This window comes from Mycolicibacterium wolinskyi (assembly GCF_002101965.1).
Lineage (GTDB): Bacteria > Actinomycetota > Actinomycetes > Mycobacteriales > Mycobacteriaceae > Mycobacterium > Mycobacterium wolinskyi.
Genome location: NZ_LQQA01000015.1, coordinates 139673 through 154631 on the forward strand (window position 1 = coordinate 139673; position 14959 = coordinate 154631).

At 66.7% G+C, this 14959-nt stretch carries 16 protein-coding genes; 2 read left to right on the forward strand and 14 right to left on the reverse strand.

Going from position 1 to position 14959, the window contains the following annotated elements:
• Both AWC31_RS15055 and AWC31_RS15060 read right to left on the reverse strand, forming a co-directional pair.
• A complete protein-coding gene (locus AWC31_RS15055) occupies positions 1 to 519 on the reverse strand; it encodes a YceI family protein (RefSeq protein ID WP_085144968.1) in 519 nt (172 codons plus the stop codon).
• A gap of 18 nt (positions 520 to 537) precedes the next feature.
• Positions 538 to 927 (reverse strand): nuclear transport factor 2 family protein, encoded by a 390-nt coding sequence (locus AWC31_RS15060; RefSeq protein WP_085144969.1) that lies wholly within the window; start codon positions 925 to 927, stop codon positions 538 to 540.
• Between the two features lie 61 nt (positions 928 to 988).
• Between AWC31_RS15060 and AWC31_RS15065 the strand changes: the two genes are divergently transcribed.
• Positions 989 to 1618, forward strand: a complete 630-nt coding sequence (locus tag AWC31_RS15065) for a class I SAM-dependent methyltransferase (protein WP_067856653.1) — start codon at positions 989 to 991, stop codon at positions 1616 to 1618.
• Between the two features lie 4 nt (positions 1619 to 1622).
• On the opposite strand, the gene AWC31_RS15070 is transcribed toward AWC31_RS15065, so the two are convergent.
• The 10 genes from AWC31_RS15070 to AWC31_RS15115 form a co-directional block, all read right to left on the reverse strand.
• Complete coding sequence (locus tag AWC31_RS15070; RefSeq protein ID WP_085144970.1) at positions 1623 to 1961, reverse strand: DUF6285 domain-containing protein; 339 nt, start codon at positions 1959 to 1961, stop codon at positions 1623 to 1625.
• A complete protein-coding gene (locus AWC31_RS15075) occupies positions 1958 to 2920 on the reverse strand; it encodes a phosphotransferase family protein (RefSeq protein WP_085145468.1) in 963 nt (320 codons plus the stop codon). Before AWC31_RS15075 ends, AWC31_RS15070 begins: the two co-directional genes overlap by 4 nt.
• A gap of 5 nt (positions 2921 to 2925) precedes the next feature.
• Positions 2926 to 4170, reverse strand: a complete 1245-nt coding sequence (locus AWC31_RS15080; RefSeq protein ID WP_085144971.1) for an acyl-CoA dehydrogenase family protein — start codon at positions 4168 to 4170, stop codon at positions 2926 to 2928.
• Between the two features lie 20 nt (positions 4171 to 4190).
• On the reverse strand, positions 4191 to 4802 hold the full coding sequence (locus AWC31_RS15085) for a TetR/AcrR family transcriptional regulator (protein WP_085144972.1): 612 nt from the start codon (positions 4800 to 4802) through the stop codon (positions 4191 to 4193).
• Positions 4803 to 4809: 7 nt separating this feature from the next.
• Complete coding sequence (locus tag AWC31_RS15090; protein ID WP_085145469.1) at positions 4810 to 5712, reverse strand: hydroxymethylglutaryl-CoA lyase; 903 nt, start codon at positions 5710 to 5712, stop codon at positions 4810 to 4812.
• Positions 5712 to 6914, reverse strand: a complete 1203-nt coding sequence (locus AWC31_RS15095) for a CaiB/BaiF CoA transferase family protein (protein ID WP_085144973.1) — start codon at positions 6912 to 6914, stop codon at positions 5712 to 5714. Before AWC31_RS15095 ends, AWC31_RS15090 begins: the two co-directional genes overlap by 1 nt.
• A complete protein-coding gene (locus AWC31_RS15100) occupies positions 6911 to 8137 on the reverse strand; it encodes an alpha/beta hydrolase family protein (protein ID WP_085144974.1) in 1227 nt (408 codons plus the stop codon). Before AWC31_RS15100 ends, AWC31_RS15095 begins: the two co-directional genes overlap by 4 nt.
• Before the next feature lie 2 nt (positions 8138 to 8139).
• On the reverse strand, positions 8140 to 9231 hold the full coding sequence (locus AWC31_RS15105; protein ID WP_085144975.1) for a homogentisate 1,2-dioxygenase: 1092 nt from the start codon (positions 9229 to 9231) through the stop codon (positions 8140 to 8142).
• Positions 9232 to 9406: 175 nt separating this feature from the next.
• On the reverse strand, positions 9407 to 9994 hold the full coding sequence (locus tag AWC31_RS15110; protein WP_085144976.1) for a GrpB family protein: 588 nt from the start codon (positions 9992 to 9994) through the stop codon (positions 9407 to 9409).
• Positions 9995 to 10013: 19 nt separating this feature from the next.
• Complete coding sequence (locus AWC31_RS15115; RefSeq protein WP_085144977.1) at positions 10014 to 11180, reverse strand: acyl-CoA dehydrogenase family protein; 1167 nt, start codon at positions 11178 to 11180, stop codon at positions 10014 to 10016.
• A 423-nt stretch (positions 11181 to 11603) separates the two neighbouring features.
• Here AWC31_RS15115 and AWC31_RS15120 point away from each other — a divergent pair, with 423 nt between their 5' ends.
• Positions 11604 to 12581 (forward strand): esterase family protein, encoded by a 978-nt coding sequence (locus tag AWC31_RS15120; protein ID WP_067856681.1) that lies wholly within the window; start codon positions 11604 to 11606, stop codon positions 12579 to 12581.
• Positions 12582 to 12647: 66 nt separating this feature from the next.
• Here the strand turns inward: AWC31_RS15120 and AWC31_RS15125 are convergent, their stop codons facing one another.
• Together AWC31_RS15125 and AWC31_RS15130 are read right to left on the reverse strand one after the other, a co-directional pair.
• Complete coding sequence (locus AWC31_RS15125; protein ID WP_085144978.1) at positions 12648 to 13646, reverse strand: oxidoreductase; 999 nt, start codon at positions 13644 to 13646, stop codon at positions 12648 to 12650.
• A 90-nt stretch (positions 13647 to 13736) separates the two neighbouring features.
• Positions 13737 to 14957, reverse strand: coding sequence for an acyl-CoA dehydrogenase family protein (locus tag AWC31_RS15130; protein ID WP_085144979.1), 1221 nt, complete (start codon positions 14955 to 14957; stop codon positions 13737 to 13739).
• Between the last annotated feature and the right edge of the window lie 2 nt (positions 14958 to 14959).

A 14959-nucleotide genomic window follows, 5' to 3' on the forward strand; every position in this document is an offset into this window, starting at 1 on the left:
TCAGGCCCGGACGAATACCAACGTCGCTGACAGTGCGGTCGCCGGTCCGACCATGCCGAGCAGGTTGCCCGAAACGCCGAATTCGCCGCGGTCGACCGTGCACTGCCCGGCCAGTTGCACCGCGCCGTCGTCCAGAACCTGCACGCTGACCGGCAATTCGATCGGCCGCGTCGCACCCCGAACGGTCAATGTCGCTGCCAGCCGGGCATCGGCCGGACCCGACGGCTGCGCGTCGCTCACCTCGACGGTGATCTCCGGGTGATGGTCGACGTCGAAGAAATCGGCGGAGCGCAGGTGCTCGTCGCGCTTGCGGATTCCGGTTCGCAGCGACGCCGCGTTGATCACCACCCGGCCGCTCACCCCGCCGTTTGCCCGGCCTTCGCCGCGGAACTCGGCAAATCTGCCGGTCACGGTTGCCAAACCCCACATGGTCTTGTTGCGGAAGGTCACCGTGGACCGGTCAGGGGCCAGGGTCCAGTTGCCCGCACTGGCGGTGAGGATGTCCTGCAGCGTCGTCATGTTGCCTCCGTGGTGAACTCAGCCGAGCAGTGGTGCGATGTCCTTGGGGTCGAAGTACTCGTCGATGCGATGGATCAAACCGTCGGGTCTCACCTTGATCACGATGCAGACCCGCAGCGCGATCGACGCACCGTCGCGCCCGGTCGCGTGTACGACATGCTGCTGCACGAATCCACCGTCGAAAACCTGCCGGTCGAGCACCTCGTAGCGGCGCTCGGTGGTGGCGTCGATGAACCAGTCGATGACCCGCAGGGCGCGGGCGCGTTCGTTGTCGCTGCGGTCCCCGGAATGCCACACCGTGACATCGTCGGCCCACATCCCGGCGATCGTGGCGCGGTCGCTGCGTTCGATCGCGTCGAACAACCGATCGGCAACCTGGTCGATGGCCTCAGCGTCGGTAACGGGCATCAGTTCACCTTCCCCGGCTGGTGCTTGACCTCAAGCGACATTGAGGTTGAAGACTTGGTCCATGGATACGACACCGGCACTCTCCCTGTTCGATGAAGCGTACGAGTCCCGCACCGCCCCGTGGGTGATCGGCGAGCCGCAACCTGCGATCGTCGAACTGGAACGGCGCGGCTTGATCCGCGGCAAGGTGCTCGATGCGGGCTGCGGGACGGGTGAACACACGATGCTGCTGACGCGCCTCGGCTACGACGTGCTCGGCATCGACTTCTCGCCGCAGGCGATTGCTCAGGCTCGCGAGAACGCAGCTCAACGTGGCGTCGACGCCCGTTTTGCGGTTGCCGACGCGACGCGGTTGGATGCCGAGCCGGGTTACGACACGATCATCGACAGCGCGCTGTTCCACATTTTCGACGACACCGACCGGCCTGCGTATGTCGCGAGCTTGCACACGGCGTGCCGGCCCGGCGGGTATGTCCACGTGCTGGCACTGTCCGACGCCGGGCGCGGCTTCGGGCCCGAGGTCAGCGAGGACGTCATCCGCGGTGCGTTCGCCGACGGCTGGGAGCTCGAGGCGCTGGACACCACGACCTACCGCGGGGTGGTCGGCCCGGCCCAGACCGAGGCCATCGGTCTGCCGGCGGGCTCGCATGTCGACGAGCCCGCGTGGCTCGCGCGAGCACGCCGGCTTTGAGCGCTCAGGGCACGTCATAGCCCGGGTGTGCGGCCGCCAACCGCTGCCGTACCAGCACGCGTAGACATGCGGTGACGTCCTCGGCGCGGTCGTCGAGTTCGCCGGACCTGATGGCTGACGCGAGCGCAGCCTCGCCGGAAAAGCCGAGCTCAGCCAGGGCGGCATCGCAGTCGACCGGATCACCGGCGAGCAATTCGCGTTCGACCATGCGCAGCGCGTTGGCCGCGACACGGGCGTGGAAATTGACCGCTCCGCCGGTCTCGGCGCGGACCTCGGTCTCGAGGAACTCGGCCACCGCGGCGACGAGTTCGGCGGCCGTGGGCCGGCCGTATCGGTCACTCATGGCGCGCTCCCGTCCAGCAGGTCGAGCAGATCCCACTCCGTTTCGCAGACCCGGCGCCCGATGGTCGCCAACTCCACCGACCTGGTCTGGCCGCTGAGATGGCGTTCGGCCTGGTAACGGCAGATGATCCCCCAGCGCAGGGTCGCCTGCACGAGCCACCAGCGGATCGCAGCGCGGTCGAGCGGCATCCCGCCGGCCTCTTCGTAGGCGGTCAGGAAACTCTCGATGCTGCCGAGCCCGCCTGCGCCCATGGATTGCGGCGCCCCGAACCGCCATGCGCGGATGCAGAACCAGGCCAGGTCTTCGTACACCTCACCCAGGTGGACGAGCTCCCAGTCCAGTACCGCGGCCAAGTCGGAGCCCTCGACGATCAGATTGCCCATCCGGAAGTCGCCGTGGACCAACCGATGTGGTGACGGCGGCGGCCGGTTGGCCGCCAGCCAGCGAAACGCCCACTCGAAAGTCGCTGTGGTGTCGCCCATCTCGTCGAGCTGACCGCGCCACTGGGCCAGCTGGTCCTGTTCGGACAAACCGGGCAGCTCCGGTGGTTCTGCTCGGTGGATCGCGGTGAGGGCATGCGCGCATTGGGCGAGCAGCTCGGCGCGCCCGGCGTCGTCGAGCTGACGCTGGATGCGCCGCACGATCGTCTCCCCGGCGATGAAATCGCAGATGAGATACGGATTGCCCAGCGCGCCAGCCGAATTGTCGGCGACGAGGACATGGGGGACGGGTGCGCCTGCCGCAGCGGCTGCGCGCTGCGTGCCCGCCTCCAACTCCATGCCGGCGTGGATTTCGTCGGGCGGTCCGGTGCGCAGGATCAGCGCACGACGTACCGAGGACGTGACGGCATCGAACGACCACGTCGTGCGGCTGGCGCCGCCAGTGAGTTCACGCAGGTTCTCGACGGCCACGTCCGGGCCGAGCACCGGCGCGAGCACCTTGGCCAGCGCACCCGGCAGGTCGGTCACTTCGCGGCCTTGCCGAACCCGAAGAGCCGCTGCGCGACCCGGCGCATCTGGATCTCCTCGGCGCCCTCGGTGATCCGGTAGCGGCGATGATGGCGGTAGATGTGTTCGAACGGCTCATGGCGGCTGTAGCCGATGCCGCCGTGCACCTGCATCGCCCGGTCGGCCGCCTCGCACACCAACCGGTTGGCGCGGTAATTGGCCATCGACACCTTGTCCGACACTTCCATGTGGTGGTTGGCGTCCAGCTGGGCTGCGGCGTACCGCACGAGCAACCGCACCATCTGTGCTTCGGTCTGCAACTCGACAAGCGGCCACTGGACCGCCTGGTTGACCGCCAGTGGCTTGCCGAACACGACGCGGTCACCGGCGTAGGCGACGGCGCGGTCGATGCAGTACTGGGCGGCCCCCAGGCTGCTCGCGGCCTGGCGAATTCGGTTCTCGTGCAAGAAGGTCTGGCCGACCTCGAGCCCTCGGTCGACCTCGCCGAGCACCGCGTCGCCAGGAACCCGGACGTCCTTGAGCTCGACCTCGCCGTGGTCGGTGGGCATGTTGAACGTCCACCAGTAGAAGGGGACATTAAAGCCCGGCGCATCGGTCGGGACGAGGAACGCCGTGATTCCACGGGCCTGGCCCGGCTCACCGGACGTGCGCGCGAAGATGAGGTCGTGGGTAGCCCGGTGCACGCCGGTGTTCCAGCGCTTGGTGCCGTTGATGATCCAGCCGTCCCCGTCGGCCACCGCGGTGGTCTCCAGCCAGGTGGCATCCGAGCCGTGGCCGGGCTCGGTCAGCCCGAAGGCCATCGAGCGCTTGCCGGTCAGCATCGCCTCCACCCATTCGCTCTTCTGCGCTTCGGTGCCGAACCGGTCCATCATGATGACCTGTGGGAAGTTCCCGACGATCGACGACTCGTCCTGCAGATCGTTGTGCAGGCCAAGACCCTTGTGCGCGAGGTGTTCCCGGATCACCGCCATGTCGAGGTTGCTGCCGTCCCGGCCGCCGAACCGGGTGGGCAGCCCATACCGCAGCCAGCCCGCGGCGTCGGCGCGCCGACGCATCTCGTCGAGGAGGTCCTCCCACTCCCGCCGGGGTATGCCACCGTTCTCCCAGTCGGTGCGGGCGTATTCGCGCCGCTGGTCGAAGTACTGGATGTGTTCGCGTTCGAGCGGCTTGATCTCCGCCTCGATGAACGCGTCCATCTCCGTGAGCAGACCTGGAAGATGTTCTGGTAGAGCGAAATCCACGGTGGTCTCTCTTCCTGGCTTCAGAAGCCGTACAGGGTTTTCTTCCAGATCTTCGACAACGTGGTGATGGCCTCGGAGTCGGTGAGTTCGATGCCGAGCGTGGAGGGACCCACGAACACCGTGGTGAAGTTCTCGAACAGCAACGCGATCGCCGCCGCCACGTGTTGTGGATTCAGGTCTTTGGCGTGGCCGTGTTCCTGTGCGCGCTCGACCGACGCGGCGACGATGTCGATACCGAAGCGGCGGAACTCGTTCTGCACGTCGGCGAACCGTTGCTGGGTCGCGGCCAACTGCGCGACGGCGATCATGATGCCGATGTTCTGTTTGAAGATGTTCCAGTAGCCGGTGACGACGGCTGTGAAGAACTCGGTGTCGTCAGGGGAGTCCGGCAGGTGCAGGTTGAGTCCGGACGGTTCGACGACGTCGTGGAGGAACGATTCGGCGAGTGCCGCCAGCAGATCCTCTTTGTCGTCGAAATAGCGGTAGAACACCGCCGGGCTCTTGCCTGCCGCGGATGTGATGTCGGCGAGGGTCGTGCCGTGAAAGCCCCTTTCGGCGAACAGCTTCCGGGCGGCCAGCTCGATCGCCGAGCGGGTCTGGCGTCCCTTGGAACTCAGTTCACCGGCAGCCATGGCGGGTTCAGACCAGGATCCGGTCACCGGCGCGCAGTAGCGCGCTGGGTAGGTCGTGCCCGACGGCTCGCTGAGCCACCCGAGCCGCGTCGATGGCCGCGGTCAGGTCGACGTCGACACCGATGCCGCAGTCCCGCAACAGATACACCAGATCCTCGGTGGCGATGTTGCCGCTGGCTCCCGGCGCGAAGGGGCAGCCGCCCAGACCGCCCACCGATGCGTCCAGGCGGGTCACCCCGGCCTGTACCGCGGCGTAGGCACTCGCCAGGCCACAACCCCGGGTGTTGTGGAAGTGCGCGCCGAGCGGTGTCGCGCCCAGCAGCGGTGTGACGGCGGCGACGAGGTCGGTGACCCGTTTCGGCGTCGCGGTGCCGATGGTGTCGGCCACCGCGATGCGGTCGACGCCGAGATCGACGGCCGCGGAGACGATATCGAGCACGCGGTGCTGCGGCGTCGGGCCGTCGAACGGGCAGTCCCACGCGGTGGCGACGATGACTTCGATCGAGGCGTCACTGTCGTGCGCGATGCGCGTGACGTCGGCTATCGCGATGGTCGCCTCGGCAGTCGACCGCCCGACGTTGGCGCGACTGTGGCTGTCGGCCGCCGACACCACATACTCGATCGAGCTCAACCCCGCGGCGATCGCGCGTTTCGCACCGTTCGGGCTCGCCACGAGCGCCGAGAACTCCACGGCGGGGAACCGGTGCAGTTCTGCGGCCAGTTCTGCCGCGTCGGCCAGTGCGGGCACCTTCGACGGCGACACGAACGCCGTCGCCTCGATCTCCTTCACCCCCGCCGCGACGATAGCCTCGAGGATCTCGATCTTGGCGGCCAAGGGAATCGGATCCTCGATCTGCAGGCCGTCGCGCAGGCAGACCTCGCGGATGTCGACGTGGGCGGGCAGGTTCATCACAGCACCCCCTCGGCGCGTAGGGATTCGAGCTCGTCGGCGCTGCGCCCCAGCAGCCCGCGATACACCTCGTCGTTGTGCTGCCCCGGCCGGGCCGGACCCGCGTTGCGGATGCTGCCGGGTGATTCGGAGAGCACGGGGACGATGCCCGGACCCTTGACGGCCCGTTCGACGCGTTCGTCCCAGTGATCGGCGATCATGCCGCGGGCCTGCAGTTGCGGGTCGTCGACCACCTCGGCAACGGTGTTGATCGGGCCGCTGATCACCCCGGCCTCCGACAGCGTGGCGATGATCTCGCCGGGTTCGCGTTCGGCCGCCCAGGCGCCGATGATCTTGTCCAGCTCGTCCTGATTGCGGCCACGCGCAAGGTGATTGGCGAACCGCTCGTCGGTGGCCAGCTCCGGGCGGCCCATCGCCTCGCACAGCCGCCGGAAAACGGTGTCCTGGTTCGCCGCGATGACCACCCAGCTGCCGTTGGCGCTCTGGTAGATGTTCGACGGCGCGATACCCTCCAGCCGGGTGCCCGACGGACCGCGAACCACGCCACCGACGTCGTAGTCGGGGATGGTGGATTCCTGGATGGCCAAACATGATTCGGTCAGTGCGGTGTCGACGATCTGGCCCTCACCGGTGACGGTACGCCGGTAGAGCGCGGCCAGCGCACCCTGTGCGGCGAACATTCCGGCCAGGCTGTCACCCAACGACAAAGCAAGTCGCGGGGGAGGGCCGCCGGGAAAGCCGTTCATATGCCGCAGCCCGCTCGCGGCCTCGGCCACCGAGGCGTATCCGGCCTTGCCCGCGTCCGGTCCGGTCTGCCCGTAACCGGACACCCGAACCAGGATGATGCCCTTGTTCCGTTCCCGCAGAACGTCGTAGCCGAGGTTCCACTTCTCCAGCGTGCCGGGCCGGAAGTTCTCGACGATGATGTCGGAGCGCTCGACGAGGTCGAGGAAAATCTCGCGCCCCCGCGGAGCACGGAGATCGAGGGTGACGGCTTTTTTGTTGCGGGCGTGCACCGTCCAGAAGAAGTGATGCCCGTCGAGTTCGGCTTGACCCCAGGTGCGCAGTGGGTCAGGCGTTTTCGGCAGCTCGATCTTGATGACCTCGGCCCCCATGTCGCCGAGCAGCCGCCCGGCGAACGGCCCGGAGATCAGGGTGCCGAGTTCGATGACCCTGACCCCGTCCAGCGCTCCGGTGCTCACTGTGCCGAAACCCCGGGCGTCGCGGTTCCACCCGCCGATGAAAACCCGTGCCGGTGCAGCCAGTCGGTACAGACTTCGACGGCCTGGCGCAGCTTGTCGCGCTGGTCCGGCCCGGAGTAGTAGTGGTTGGCGCCGGGAATCTCGTGCATCTCCTTGTCCGGGTGTCCGATCGCCTCGTACAGGCGGCGGGTGTGGCTCGGCGTGCAGGCGTCATCGGCGAGATTGCCGATGACGAGAGCCGGAACCGCGATGTCCGGGCCTGCCTTGACCGCGTCGCCGTTCGCGTCGTCGTAGCTCCACTGCGAGAGCCAGCTGCGCAATGTGCAGAACCGCGCCAGTCCGACCGGGCTCATGTTCACCACCTGAGGATCGCCCAGATAGCAGGTTCCCGGGGTGCGTTCGTTCGGATCGACCGTCGGGTCGAGCCAGCGCGGGTCGGCCATCGTGCCGTGCACCACGAACGCGAACTCGTCATCGGGCCGGCCGGCTGCCTTGAGTTCGGCGAGTTTGTCCTTGACCCACTTGGTGATCCGCCGGTTCCGCGCGATCTGCGCCTGGTGATAGCGCTCCAGGAACTCTGGTGTGTAGGGGGGCTGGTTCGGGTTGTCGGGGTTGTAGAGGTCGAGCTCTGGGTCGCGTTTGGTCGGGTCGTTCTCATCGAGGATCGACGCGTCCATCCATTCGGTCATGGTGCCGTGTCTGCTGATGTGCGCGGCCAGCAACATGATCCCGTCGGCGGGGATCAAACCGAGCTTGGTCAGGTCGGGACCGTCGCCCGACGGGCTCGCCGTGACGGTCGGATGCTGCGCCTGTTGCTGATAGAACACCGAAAGTGAGCCGCCGCCGCTCCAGCCGGCGAGCACCACCTTCTCGTAGCCCAGGCGGTTCTTGGCGTCCTTGATGCATTCACCGAGATCCTCGACCACCTTTTCCATCAGCAACGCGGAGTCGGTTCCGCGGAACCGGCTGTTGCAGTAGATGACGTGATGTCCGGCGCGGGCCAGCGCGTTGATCATCGGCAGGTAGGCGCCGCCGCCGATCGGGTGCATGAACACGAGTACGGTGTCACTCGGCCTCGCCTTGGGCTTCAGCAGATAGCTTTCCAGGACCACCAGCTCGGCGACGCCGCCATAGACGTCACGCACGGACGAATTGTTCTGGTAGGCCACCAGATAGGGGATGCGGTCGTACTCGAATCTCACAGGCGCTTCGGTGGTGGTCATGTCTAGTGCTGCCCCAGATCGTTGGCCAGAATCTCAGCGGACGGGACGAGTCGACGGCGCGTGTCGATCGCGATCACCGACCAGTCCACCCGGTCATATTCGTCGAACTTGCGGCGAGCCCGCTCCCGCGCCTTCTCCGGTGCGCCGTGATGGACTCCTTGTGGCGCATGGGAAATCAGACCCGGCGGCATCGGGATGCCGTACAGCGAGCCGGCATGGAAGAACGCGATCTCGTCGTAGTCGACGTTGCGGTGATACCACGGAGTGCGTTCGGTGCCCGGCACACTTTCGGCGGGTTTGGGCAGAAAGTTCATCACGTACACCCCGGTTGCCTGCATGAACAGGTGCACCGTCGGCGGCAGGTGCACGCTTTCGGACGTGATGACGGTGTAGTCCTCGATGTTGAAGGTGAACGGGAAGTTGTCGCCGCGCCACCCTTCCACGTCGAGCGGATTATGTTGGTAGAACAGAGAAGTCGGGCCTCCTTCATGGATGAGCCGGACCTCGTACTCATCGCGGCCGTCGTCGTCGATCGGTGCCGGCTCGGGGATGGTGACCTGTGCGGGATCGAACGGGAAGTGGCGACCAAGAGTCCCGGCCGGCGGTACGCGGAAATCGTCGGTCGCCTGGATCATGAGCCACGTGGACTCCGCGTCGGGCACCTGGCGGAACGTGCAGGCCTTGGGGATGTACACCCAGTCGCCCTCGCGGTAGCGCAACGGCCCGAACTCGGTCTCGAGCAAGCCGGAACCCTTGTGAACGAACAGCAGCAGATCGCCGTCGACATAGCGGACGAAAAACGGCATCTCCTCGCCGCGTCGGCTCAGCAGCACCTGGCAGTCGGCGTTGGAGAACATCAGCAGTGGGCCGCCGTGAGCGTCGGTGCTGTCGCTGGGCTTGAGCTCACTGGACAGCACGTCGGTGGGGCGCAGAGGGCCCACGGTCCGGTAGGCGGTCGGATCGTTGCGGCGGTACATGTTCGCGGTGCGGCCGACGAATCCTCCGCGGCCGAGTTCGTCATCCTTGAGGCCGTCGAGATCAGCGTGTATTCGCTTGGGCGTCTTGCCTTTGCGGAGGTGAACGAAGGATTCCATGCCAGCTCCTGAGCATTTTCTGAGGGAGTTCACGGCGAAAACTGAAAGTGACTTTACTTTTTGTTTCGGTGCTGGGCAAGACTGTTTCGGGATTCGACTCTGGCGCGCTCGTGGCCCTCCGTCGGGCGTCGTACAGTGCTTCGCGCGAGAGATCCGACCCCGGCCGGCCGGTGTCCTACAGCAATCCGTGTGCGCGAAAGATCCGGTCATAGATCTCGCGGATCACGGGCTGCTTGCGCAGGTTGTAATCCATCACGTGGCCGCCGCCGGGCGCGGCGGATCGTTTGGCCTGCTCGTATCGCATCCGATCGTCGGGATGAATGCGCAGCCAGTCGCGAAACAACTTGTGCCGGATCGTCTCCGGGCAATCGGGCCCGAAGACGTGAAGATTCACCCGCGGATGGTCGAGACGCAGGCAGCGGTGCTCGTGCCAGCCGGGTTCGCGGATGGTCAGGCGATAGCCGACGGTCTGCAGCCTGGGGACGTATGCCTCTTCGTCGCGAGCGTCGGCGACTGTGAGATCGATGTCGATCACGTCCTTGGCGGCCAGGCCAGGAACCGCGGTCGAGCCGACGTGTTCGAGGTCGAGCAAGTCCGAGCCCATCGCCGCCCGGATGTCGGCCGCCAACGTGTCGTAGCGGGCCGGCCACTGCGGGTTGTACGGCACGAGTTCGATCAACTCGGGCGACGGTGGCCCCTCGACCCACGGGTTCTCGTCGGGGTCGGGATCGTGGTGGCGGGTGATCTGTTCAGGCGTTGGCACTCGATCGAGGCTATGCGATTCAAACCATGGCGATCGGGGAGATCTTCATGCCGACCGAGAGCGCGCCGGCGAGTTCGCGGCTGGTGTCGTAATCGAAGATCACGTGTCCGGAGAGCACACCGACGTCACGGCTGATCCGCTGCAGCGGATTGGCGAGGAAGTGTGCGCTTGCTCCGGACGACGCCAGCAGGAGCGCGATGACGGCTTTCGACTCGTGGACGATGTGGGCCGCGGCCAGTCGCGCCTGACCCCGGACGTCGCGTGACACCGGGTCGCCGGTCGCCAGGATGTCCTCGATCTGTCCGACGGTGTCGGCCAACAGCCCACGCAACGCCCGAAGTCGCACCCGCGCCTCGCCGAGATGTGCCTGGGCGGCCGGCTTGTCCTTCTGTTTCACCCCTTCGTATGCGATCACACGTTGGGCCAGTCGTTCGGCGTAGACGTCGGTGGCGCGTTCGGCACTACCGAGGGCGGGCATCGCCGCCAGCAGGGCGAGCGCGGGGACCATGGGCCAGCGGTAGGTGGCCGCATGGTGGATCTTCGCGCCGAGCGCGGTACCGGAATAGATGTCGACGACGCGTACGAGCCGGTGCTCGGGCACGAAGACGTCGGTGATGACCACATCGTTGGACCCGGTGGCCCGCATCCCGTCGGTGTGCCACACGTCCTCGACGCGGATCTCGGAGGCGGGCAGCAAGGCCAGAGCGGGATATATCGCGTCGTCCGGCCCGCACAGTGCGCCGACCATGATCCAGTTGGCGTTCATCACGCCCGTCGCCCACGACCATCGTCCGGTGAGACGTACGCCGCCGTCGGCGGGAACGCCGCGTCCGGTGGGTGCGAGCGGGGCCGGGGCCAGGAACGGCCGGGTCGCGTACGCCTCGGCCTGGGCCTGCTCGTCGAACAACGCCAGCATCCAGTTGTGCAGCGCGTAGAAGCCGATGGTCCACGCGCTCGACGCGCAGCCGTGCGCCATGCGCCGGACCGGGTCGAGGATGGCTCCGAAATCCGCCTGTTCCCCGCCATAGCGCGCGGGCACCAATAGATCAGTGAATCCGGACTCGGCGAGGTCGGTGACGGTCGCGTGGGGCAGCTGCCGTAGTTCCTCGGCTTCGCGGGCCCGATCGGCCAATCGCGCGACGAATTCATCCGTGATCGACGACGCCACGGAGGTGCTGGAGGTCATGGCCGGAACGTACCATACTTTTTAGTATGGTCAGGCGGCATACGTATTCGGCGACGATCGGATAACCCTCCGGACACCACTTGTGAACGGATCAGAATCGACGGTTCGGCGACAGCCGCGGCACGCTCGGCGAAGTATCGGCATTTCCCCAGGCAGCGGCCCTGCCGGCCGGGGGACGGCGGGTCGGCGCGCGCCTTTTGTTTTCGACAGATGCGCTGCTCGACGGCGCGCCGCGGGTTTTCCCTAATTGCAGCCCCATGATTTACTCATGGCGCAACAACTGAATTCTCTCGGTCCGCTCTTCCGAGGCACCGGCTCAGTCGAGCGGGCGCGACGCCGCAGTGAAACCATCGCTGCGGTGCCGCTGAATGATCGATGATCGCGCCTCAGGCGTAATGACCGGATGACGGATGGATTCGCAGTATGACCTTCATTGACAAGATTCGTGGCCGTTGGGCGCGCCGGATGACGGTGGCGGCCATGGCAGCCCTGCTGCTGCCTGGCTTGATCGGCGTTGTCGGCGGATCGGCGACCGCGGGAGCCTTCTCCCGCCCGGGTCTGCCGGTTGAGTACCTGATGGTCCCGTCGCCGTCGATGGGCCGCGACATCAAGGTTCAGTTCCAGAGCGGTGGGCCGGGTTCGCACGCGGTGTACCTGCTCGACGGCCTGCGGGCACAGGACGACTACAACGGCTGGGACATCAACACCAACGCCTTCGAGATGTTCCTCGACTCGGGCCTGTCGGTGGTCATGCCCGTCGGTGGCCAGTCGAGCTTCTACAGCGACTGGTACAACCAGGCGTGCGGCAAGGCCGGTTGCACCACGTACAAGTGGGAGACCTTCCTGACCAGCGAGCTGCCGAACTGGCTGGCCGCCAACCGCGACGTCGCAGCGACGGGTAACGCCGCTGTCGGCCTGTCGATGGCCGGCTCCGCCGCGCTGATCCTGGCGACCTACCACCCCGACCGGTTCATCTACGCCGGTTCGATGTCGGGCTTCCTGAACCCCTCCGAGGGCTGGTGGCCGTTCCTGATCAACATCTCCATGGGTGACGCCGGTGGCTACAAGGCCAACGACATGTGGGGCCGGACCGAAGACCCGAACAGCGCCTGGAAGCGCAACGACCCGATGCTGCAGATCCCGACGCTGGTGGCCAACAACACCCGCCTGTGGATCTACTGCGGTAACGGCCAGCCCAACGAGCTCGGCGGCGGCGACCTGCCTGCCACCTTCCTTGAGGGCCTGACCATCCGCACCAACATCACCTTCCGCGACAACTACATCGCCGCGGGCGGCAACAACGGCGTGTTCAACTTCCCGGATGCCGGTACCCACAACTGGGCGTACTGGGGTCAGCAGTTGCAGGCCATGGTTCCGGACCTGCAGCGGGTCCTGGGCTAACCTCACGCGATAACGAAATCGCCCAGAACACCAAGTGTTCTGGGCGATTTCGTTTGTGCGGAACTCTCAGAACCCGCCGGCCACCTTCACCACGGCACGGCCGGCATAGCGGCCGGCGCGCACCTCGTCGAGCACGCCCACCACGTCCTTGACGTCCACTTCGTGCGTGACGTCGTCGAGGTGGCGTGGCTTGAGCGGCCCGCCGAGCTGCTCCCACAGCGCCCGCCGCGGCCCGATCGGCATGAGCACCGAGTCGATCCCGAGAAGGGCGGCGCCGCGCAGGATGAACGGCATCACGGTCGTGTTGAGCGCCGCCCCGCCGGTGAGGCCGCTTGCCGCGACCGCGCCACCGTACTGCAGCGTGCTCAGCACGTCGGCCAGCGTCGCACCGCCCACGCAGTCCACCGCACCCGCCCACTGCGCCTTGCCCAGCGGCCGCGGTTTGGCGGCCGGATCGGCGGGCAGCCTGCCGATCACGTCCGCGGCCCCCAGCGCCCGCAACTCATCGGCCCGTTCGGCCTTACCTGTCGACGCCACGACGTGATAGCCCGCGGCGGCGAGCAAATCCACGCTCACCGAGCCGACGCCGCCCGTCGCGCCGGTCACCACTATCGGCCCGTCCTGCGGCGTGATGCCGCGGTCTGCCAGCGCCTGCACACTCATCGCCGCGGTGAACCCGGCGGTGCCGATGGCGGCGCCCTCGCGCGGGGTCAGGGCGCCCAACGCGACCACCTGATCGGCGGGGAGGCGGGCGTATTCGGCGTAGCCGCCGTGGTGGCCGGTGCCGATCTGGTAGCCGTGGGCGAGGACGAGGTCGCCGGGTTTGAACTCGCCGGAGTCCGAGGCCACCACCTCACCGGTCAGGTCGATACCCGGCACGATCGGATAATCGCGGACCACACCGCCATTCGGCGTCAGCGCCAGCGCGTCCTTGAAGTTGACGCTGGAATACAGCACCCGGACGGTCACCTCACCCGGGGGAAGATCCGACTCCTCCAGGGTCTCGACTGACGCGGTGATGCGGTCGTCGTCTTGCCGTGCGATGAGCGCCTGAAACGTGTCCATACCGCCCACCCTATTGGCCGAGCAGACGTGAAAGTACCCGGTTTCCATGGAAACCGGGCACCTCAGCGTCTGCTCGCGCAGAAGGAAGGACTACTTCAGTTCGGCCGAGGACAGGCCGAGCAGGCGGCGGGCGACCACCAGCTGCTGGATTTGCTGGGTGCCCTCGAAGATGTCGAGGATCTTGGAGTCGCGGGCCCACTTCTCCAGCAGGGTCTGCTCGGAATAGCCGGTGGTTCCGGCCATTTCGACGGCCTTGAGGGTGATGTCGCTGGCCACCCGGGCCGCCTTGGCCTTACCCATCGAGGCCTCTTTGGAGTTGGGGATGCTGTTGTCGGCCTGCCATGCCGAACGCACCGTCAACAGGTAGCCGGCCTCCCAGTCCGCTTCCATCCGAAGGAACTCCGCGGCCGCGGCGCTCTGCGCGTGTGCCGGCTTGTCGTAGGAGATCTCCACACCGGCGTCGGTGAGGATCGCGCGCAGATCCTCCAGTGCCGCGCGGGCGATGCCGACCGCCATGGCCGCCACGATCGGCCGGGTGTTGTCGAAGGTCTCCATGACCCCGGCAAAACCCTTCTCCACGTGGATCTCGGGATCGCCGAGCAGGTTGTCCTTGGGGATGCGGGCGTTCTCGAACCGGAGCACCGCGGTGTCCGAAGCCTTGATGCCGAGCTTGTGCTCGAGACGCTCGACGGTGACGCCGGGATGTTCGCGCGGCACGATGAACGACTTGATCGCCGCCCGGCCCAGCGACTTGTCCAGGGTCGCCCACACCACGATGTGAGTGGCCCGCGAACCGGCGGTGACGAAGATCTTCTCGCCGTTGATCACATACTCGTCGCCGTCGAGCACCGCGGTGGTGGACACCGCTGCCGAGTCGGAGCCGAAGCCCGGTTCGGTGATGGCCATCGCGGCCCAGACGTCCTTGCCGAGCCGTTCGAGCTGCTCGGGCGTCGCCACCGACGAGATCGCGGCATTGCCGAGACCCTGCCGCGGCACCGAGAGCAGCAGGGCCACATCGCCCCAACTGATCTCCAGCGCGTTCAGCAGCGCGGACATGTTGGCGCCGTTGACGGTTGTCTTGTTGCCGTGGCCGTTGGCGTCGTCGCGAAATGCCTCGGCACCCGCGAACGAGATGGTCTTGGCGCTCGAGATTCCCTCGAACAGGTTGGCCAGGGTGTCGAGCTCGACGGGGTAGGCGTGCTCGGCGAGGTCATACTTGCGCGAGATCGGGCGAAGCATCTCGGCGGCGCCCTGATGGCCCTTCTCGATGACTGCCTGGAGCTTGCGGGGCATTTCCAGATTGATTGCCATGA